A 6,000-nucleotide genomic window follows, 5' to 3' on the forward strand; every position below is an offset into this window, starting at 1 on the left:
TGATGGGGATGGAGCTGCGCCACTTGAAGACGTTCCACGTCGTTGCGGAATGTTTGAATCTCACCAAGGCTGCGGAAATTTTGCGCTATACGCAACCGACGATCAGCCTGCAAATCCAGGCGCTGGAACAAGACATCGGCCATACCTTGCTGAACCGGGTGGGAAAAAGGACGTTTTTGACGCCGACAGGCAAGCTGTTGAAAAAGCATACAGACAAGCTGTTTCAAAATCTGGACGAGCTGGAACAAGACTTGCGGCGGCTGGAAAAGCCGTACGGCAATTTGACCATCGCGGCGCCCGAGTTTTATTGCAGCTATTACTTGTCGCAACTGCTCAGCATTTACGTGAAGGTGCATCCGCAAGTGCAGATGAAGCTGCTCTGTTACAACAGCAAGGAGACGATCAAGCTGGTGGAGTCGAACCGGGCGGATATCGGGATTGTCGCCGGGAAGTGCAATCGGCCGGGGATTGAGGAAATTTTGATCGATCAGGAAGATTTGGTGCTGGTAGCGAGTCCGCTCCTGGTCAAGTCGCGCAGCGCCGAGGAGCTTTTTGCGGAGCATCCGTTCATTACGTACGATATGGAAGGCGTTATTCGCGAATGTTTGGAAGAAATCGGCTGCAAACCGCTCTGGACGATCGAATGCGGCAGCGAAGAGGCGATCAAGCGGGCGGTTATGTCCCAGACGGGGATTGCCTTGATCAGCGACGTCATGATTGAAAAAGAAGTGAGGCAGGGAACGCTGCAAGTGCTGCACCGCTTTCCGAAAAGGCTTTTGACTTACTTGATTTATCCGCGCGACCAGCGCGATTACAGCACCGTCAGCAGCTTTGTCGACGTGGTGCTTGATGTGTGGCCGACTTTTCGGGCTTGAATGAAGCCGTGGTATACGACTTTCGGAAGCGATTCCGGGGGTCGTTTTTTTGTGTGGCGAAGTATGGATTTATTTATGGTTATCATTGAACAACCTCATTTTTCATGCCGAATCAAATCGACTACGATAAAAAAACAGAATAATAAAAAAGGGGGAGTTGGAAGTGCTTCCAAACAGCAAAGAACAAGCAGCAAGACGCAAGAGAGGAATCAACGTTTTCGTGCTGTTGTTTGGCGTGCTGCTCATCGCGACGTTTCTCACCCACGTCGTTCCGGCGGGAGAATACGCCCGCGTGGAAGTGAACGGCAGAAACGTCGTCGATCCACAGTCGTACAAAGCGATTGAACAGACGCCCGTCTCCGTTTTTTCCCTGTTTAGCGCGATCCACACGGGGATGGTGGACGCAGGAGAAATTATTTTCTTTGTTTTGATCATCGGAGGAGCGTTTGGCGTGCTGACTGCGACAGGAGCTGTCGACGCTTTTATCCGCTCGCTGTCCAAAAAGCTCGGGAACAAGGAAAAGTGGCTGATCCCGATCATGATGCTGTTTTTCGCCTTTGCCGGGGCGTTTACCGGAATGGCGGAGGAGACGCTGGCTTACATCCCGATTCTGGTGCCGCTTGCTGTCTCGCTCGGCTTTGATGTCATCACGGGAACCGCGATTGTCCTGGTAGGAGCCTCGATCGGTTTTACGACGGCGATCATGAATCCGTTTACAGTGGGGATTGCCCAAGGAATCGCCCAGCTTCCGATTTTCTCGGGCATTGGCTACCGGATCATCTTGTTCGTGATCATGTATGCCGTATCGGTTGGCTTCATTTACCGCTACGCGATGAAGGTGAAAAAAGATCGCTCGCTCGGATTTTACGGCGAAGGGGTCGCAGCGTTTGAGCAGACTGCACCGACAACTGACCAGCCTTTGTCCCAAACGCACAAATGGGTGCTGATCTGCTTCCTGCTTAACTTCGTCGCCTTGATTTACGGCGTCCTGCAATTCCAATGGTACATTACCGAAATTTCTGCCTTGTTCGTCATTTTGGCCATCGTAATTACGCTCATTTCCCGCATGTCTGCCGATCAGTTGATCGAGTCGTTCATGAAAGGGGCGGCGGGGATGCTCACGGGCGCTCTCATCATCGGGTTGTCGCGAGCGACACTGGTCGTGCTTGGCGACGGACACGTCATCGATACGCTGTTGTTCCATGCGTCAGGCATGCTGCACGAAATTCCGCCTGTGCTCAGCGCGGCTGGCATGTACATTTTGCAAGCGTTGATTCACTTCGTCGTACCTTCGGGCAGCGGACAAGCGGCGCTGACCATGCCAATCATGGCGCCATTGGCTGATCTGGTCGGAGTGACGCGGCAAACGGCGGTGCTGTCTTTCTCGCTGGCAGACGGAATCGGCAACATTATTTTCCCGACCTCGGGTTACTTCATGGCAGGGCTGGCGCTTGCGGGCATCCCGTGGATTCGTTGGGCGAAGTGGATTTTGCCATTGATTTTGACGCAGTTCGGGATTGGGCTGGTAGCGGTCATCATCGCCAATTGGATGCACTATGGACCGTTTTAAGAAAAATGTGTGAGCAATGGAGGGTTTCCTGTTGAAAATTGTTGCGATTGAAGTATTTGCGACCGAGCTGCCTTTGGTGCGGCCGTTTATCGTCGCCTACGATGCGTTTCACAAGCTTCCGAGCATCATCGTCAAAATGACGACGGACACGGGGCTTGTCGGTTACGGCGAAGGCATGCCCGACCCGCACGTGACGGGCGAGACATTTTCCAGCACGTACGAGATGCTGGTGAAAGACATTGCGCCGCTCGTCCTCGGGGCTAACCCGTTTGATATTGAAAAAGTTCACCGAATCATGGGGCAGGCTGTCTATTGCGCGCCATCTGCAAAAGCGGCCATCGATATCGCCTGCTACGATCTCATGGGCAAAGCCGCGGGACAGCCTGTCTACAATTTGCTTGGCGGAAAAGCGCACGACTTTTTGACGGTGCCTTATGTTGTGAGCATTTTGCCGCCGGAAGAAATGGCTCGCCAGGCGGCGCAAGCTTTGCAAGACGGATATTCGAGCATCAAGATCAAGGTCGGCGGCGATCCGGCTGTCGATGTCAAGCGGATTCGCGCCGTCCGCGAGGCAATTGGCCCGGACGTCCAGCTGCGCGTGGACGCGAACCAGGGCTGGCGCAATGTGGCGACAACGATGCGCGTGTTGAAGCAAGTAGAGGACTGCCAGCTCGACTGGATTGAGCAGCCTGTTTTGGCGGACGATCTGATCGGTTTGGCAGAAGTTCGCCAAAAAACGTTCATTCCGGTCATGGTCGACGAAGGCTTGCACGGCGACAAAGAAATGCGGGAAGTCATCGTCCGCCAGGCAGCCGATTTGATCAACATCAAGCTGATGAAGTGCGGCGGCCTGTATCCGGCGCTCAAGCTGGTCGCGCAGGCAGAGATGGCGGGGATGGGATGTCAGGTTGGCTCGATGGTCGAATCAGCCGTGGCTACCGCCGCCGGGGCGCATCTGTCTTTGGCAAAAGGGATGATCTTTTCCAACGAAATGGTGGGGCCGCTCATGTTCTCCCGCGACTTCGGACAGCTTCGCTACGAGCAGGATCGCTTGCTGCTCGCAGATCGTCCGGGGCTTGGCGTGGAAGTCGATGAGGCTGTTGTGCGCGAGTTGAGTGTTTTTGCGGCGGAGGTTTCTTAGGAGGGTAGGGCGTTGGTGATCTTCTGAGAAAAGAAGTGGTTCTAAGCGTGGATGATACGAAAATACCCTCTAAATTCGAGGGTATTTTTCGCTATGGTCAACTAGAAACTTCCGAGTACGCCGTTATAATCAGTCAGTTCGGGAATTGCTGTATCACAGTTTCAAGCTCTTTTTTATATGAATCGACTTTGGTCTTATCGTTACTGAAAAGCCTATCATCATTTATTCTTTTCATTGATGCACTTAGTTTACTTAGTTCAACTTGTTTACTCTGGATCTTTTTGAGATCATTCTCAGCGATGAATGATTGAATTTGTTTAAGATACTCTTTTTTATTCTGGTACAACAATACGATATCAGATTGCAATTGTTCATCAGCTATGATCAGTTTTGTCTCTTCATTGTTGAAGATAGTGGCTGGGAGGAAAAGGGGATTATTAATTAAATAGCTATCAATCATCCCTGAGATATATGCTAACCTCTCTTTATCTTCTACAGTTGAGAGTTGTTCGGTAATAAGTTCAAACTGGTAGACCGAAGTGCTGTGTTGATGCTTGAATATATCATTTAAAGTGATTTGAAACTGATTATGAGTAGGTTCGGATGAATTTACGCTACAAGAAGCTAATATGAGGGAAAGGCAAAAGATTATGGCACTTTTTTTCATAATAAATTCTTCCTTTCTTGAGATAATAAAAAGCATTCGGTAAAAGCCGAATGTTTTTTTATTTTCATAACTACAATACTACCACTACAAGGCTCCATCGTCCCAAACTTGCCAGCTTTTCTCTGTCTTGCTTGGAGAAAATGAGAAAGTTAGACCGCCAGTTGGCCCCGTTTTTGCGTAACTAAAATTCGCTTCGAAGTTGGAACTCCATGTCACAATGTCATAAGTATGGACATATTTAGCCCCATATTGTAATGAACGAGGACGAAAGCGCAAAGCTGAACGAGACCGATCATAGCGCCATTCTTGAAATGACGGACCATGCGATCTCGTGCATGGTCACGATCTCGAATATCTTCGTCGGCGTGTTTGTCATGTCGAACACGCCTGTTGCTTACGCACCTGGATTCACCATAGCCGCCATTACGAATAACGCGGTGAGCGGAAGCATTGCGGAAGATCGAAGATAACGTGCTTAAACACAAAGAGGAGCTGCAGCGCAGCTCCTCTTTGCCATCCTTCGGCCTTGGTGCAGCCCCCAACAAAGTGCCATTAAAAGAAAAAGCTCCTTTTTGGCGCTTGTGTCATAAGAAAATATTGAATTAGACTCGGCACTGCGATCGGCAGCAAGTCTTCACAGTCTAATACTTTATTTTCTTAGAACATCTATAACAATTCTGAGATACGTATGTGTGCAGAGATAAAAAGTTTTAGACTAAATAATATAGTATTAGACTGAAAAATAAAGTTGTAGACTCACCGCAAAAGATATTCTAGTCTAAGACTAATTAGTTTTTTATTCACACGCGAATTAAAAGGGAGGTTAGTATGGAGGGTATAGCAACTGAAAAGCAAAAAGCTGCTATTAATAAACTCCTTTCAAAGAAGCTGAAAAAACTAATTGTAAATATAGATCAACTATCTAAAGAGCAAGCAAAAAGTTTAATTTATAGATTAACCCAAAACTATGACGTAAAAGAATTTGCAATAGAGATGAACAATGATGAAAAAGATAATCACAGCGAACATGTTTACGGCGCTACTGACTGTATTGAATATTTAAGTTGTCTTAGAAAGGGATATTTTAAATTTGATGAAGAATTTTTTCAAAAATGCTGTAATTATTATAATGTAAAAGATACAGCAAATAACGAGTACTGTATAAAAGAAATGGCATATAATTCCAAAGGTAACCAATTTCCAATTTTCTACTATTCGCATGCTTGGATTAGATTTTTGGAAAAAGAACTAACTTCAAATAGTAGCCTGTTTAATCAGATTCATAGTTACTATAGAGAAGGAATAGATTATCTTTGTTTTAAAGATGAGGATGAGTTTAAGAAAATAATGCGTTTAACAGGATTCTCAGAAGATATTCGCAAACCATATATTTACAATGGACACCACCCATGTAAAATAGTTGGCTACAAAGTATATAAAGATCGTATTACTCATGTTGTAATTGAACTGGAAAAGGACATTAAGCGAATAGTTGCTGAGTATTTTTACGGGCTGCTCAAATGAATAGTTGTGAAGTTTGAGTGATCAGGGTTTAGTTAAGAGGGAATTATCAGGAGAGAATCCGTAGGAGAGACATCTTGTACGAATAGATGCCGCATGAGAAGTGCGTTTTATAGACCAAGTTGTAGTGATATGATGACTAATGACTAAGAACAAAAAGCAACTTGGTGCTATAGTGATGTTACGTGAAAATAAAGCATTAGTAGAGAGCGTAAAAAGTTTTGTG

General features: G+C 47.0%; 5 protein-coding genes. 4 read left to right on the forward strand and 1 reads right to left on the reverse strand.

Going from position 1 to position 6,000, the window contains the following annotated elements; translation table 11 throughout:
- Window positions 1–8 precede the first annotated feature (8 nt).
- The 3 genes from DEP07_RS01615 to DEP07_RS01625 all read left to right on the forward strand — a co-directional run bounded on the left by DEP07_RS01615 (window position 9) and on the right by DEP07_RS01625 (window position 3,586).
- On the forward strand, window positions 9–875 hold the full coding sequence (locus DEP07_RS01615) for a LysR family transcriptional regulator (RefSeq protein WP_173598401.1): 867 nt from the start codon (window positions 9–11) through the stop codon (window positions 873–875).
- 163 nt (window positions 876–1,038) lie between these two features.
- On the forward strand, window positions 1,039–2,445 hold the full coding sequence (locus DEP07_RS01620; protein WP_287102011.1) for a YfcC family protein: 1,407 nt from the start codon (window positions 1,039–1,041) through the stop codon (window positions 2,443–2,445).
- Between the two features lie 31 nt (window positions 2,446–2,476).
- Window positions 2,477–3,586 (forward strand): mandelate racemase/muconate lactonizing enzyme family protein, encoded by a 1,110-nt coding sequence (locus DEP07_RS01625; protein WP_287102012.1) that lies wholly within the window; start codon window positions 2,477–2,479, stop codon window positions 3,584–3,586.
- Window positions 3,587–3,719: 133 nt separating this feature from the next.
- Here the strand turns inward: DEP07_RS01625 and DEP07_RS01630 are convergent, their stop codons facing one another.
- Window positions 3,720–4,253 (reverse strand): hypothetical protein, encoded by a 534-nt coding sequence (locus tag DEP07_RS01630; protein WP_287102013.1) that lies wholly within the window; start codon window positions 4,251–4,253, stop codon window positions 3,720–3,722.
- 828 nt (window positions 4,254–5,081) lie between these two features.
- Here DEP07_RS01630 and DEP07_RS01635 point away from each other — a divergent pair.
- Complete coding sequence (locus tag DEP07_RS01635; protein ID WP_287102014.1) at window positions 5,082–5,777, forward strand: hypothetical protein; 696 nt, start codon at window positions 5,082–5,084, stop codon at window positions 5,775–5,777.
- Window positions 5,778–6,000: the final 223 nt, after the last annotated feature.

The organism is Brevibacillus sp. (genome assembly GCF_003521185.1).
In the GTDB taxonomy this organism is placed as follows: Bacteria; Bacillota; Bacilli; order Brevibacillales; family Brevibacillaceae; genus Brevibacillus; species Brevibacillus parabrevis.

Excerpts from the sequence above, each read along its gene's own strand:
- DEP07_RS01630 (WP_287102013.1), bottom strand. The coding sequence starts at position 4,253 with ATGAAAAAAAGTGCCATAATCTTTTGCCTTTCCCTCATATTAGCTTCT.
- DEP07_RS01635 (WP_287102014.1), top strand. The coding sequence starts at position 5,082 with ATGGAGGGTATAGCAACTGAAAAGCAAAAAGCTGCTATTAATAAACTC.
- DEP07_RS01615 (WP_173598401.1), top strand. The coding sequence starts at position 9 with ATGGAGCTGCGCCACTTGAAGACGTTCCACGTCGTTGCGGAATGTTTG.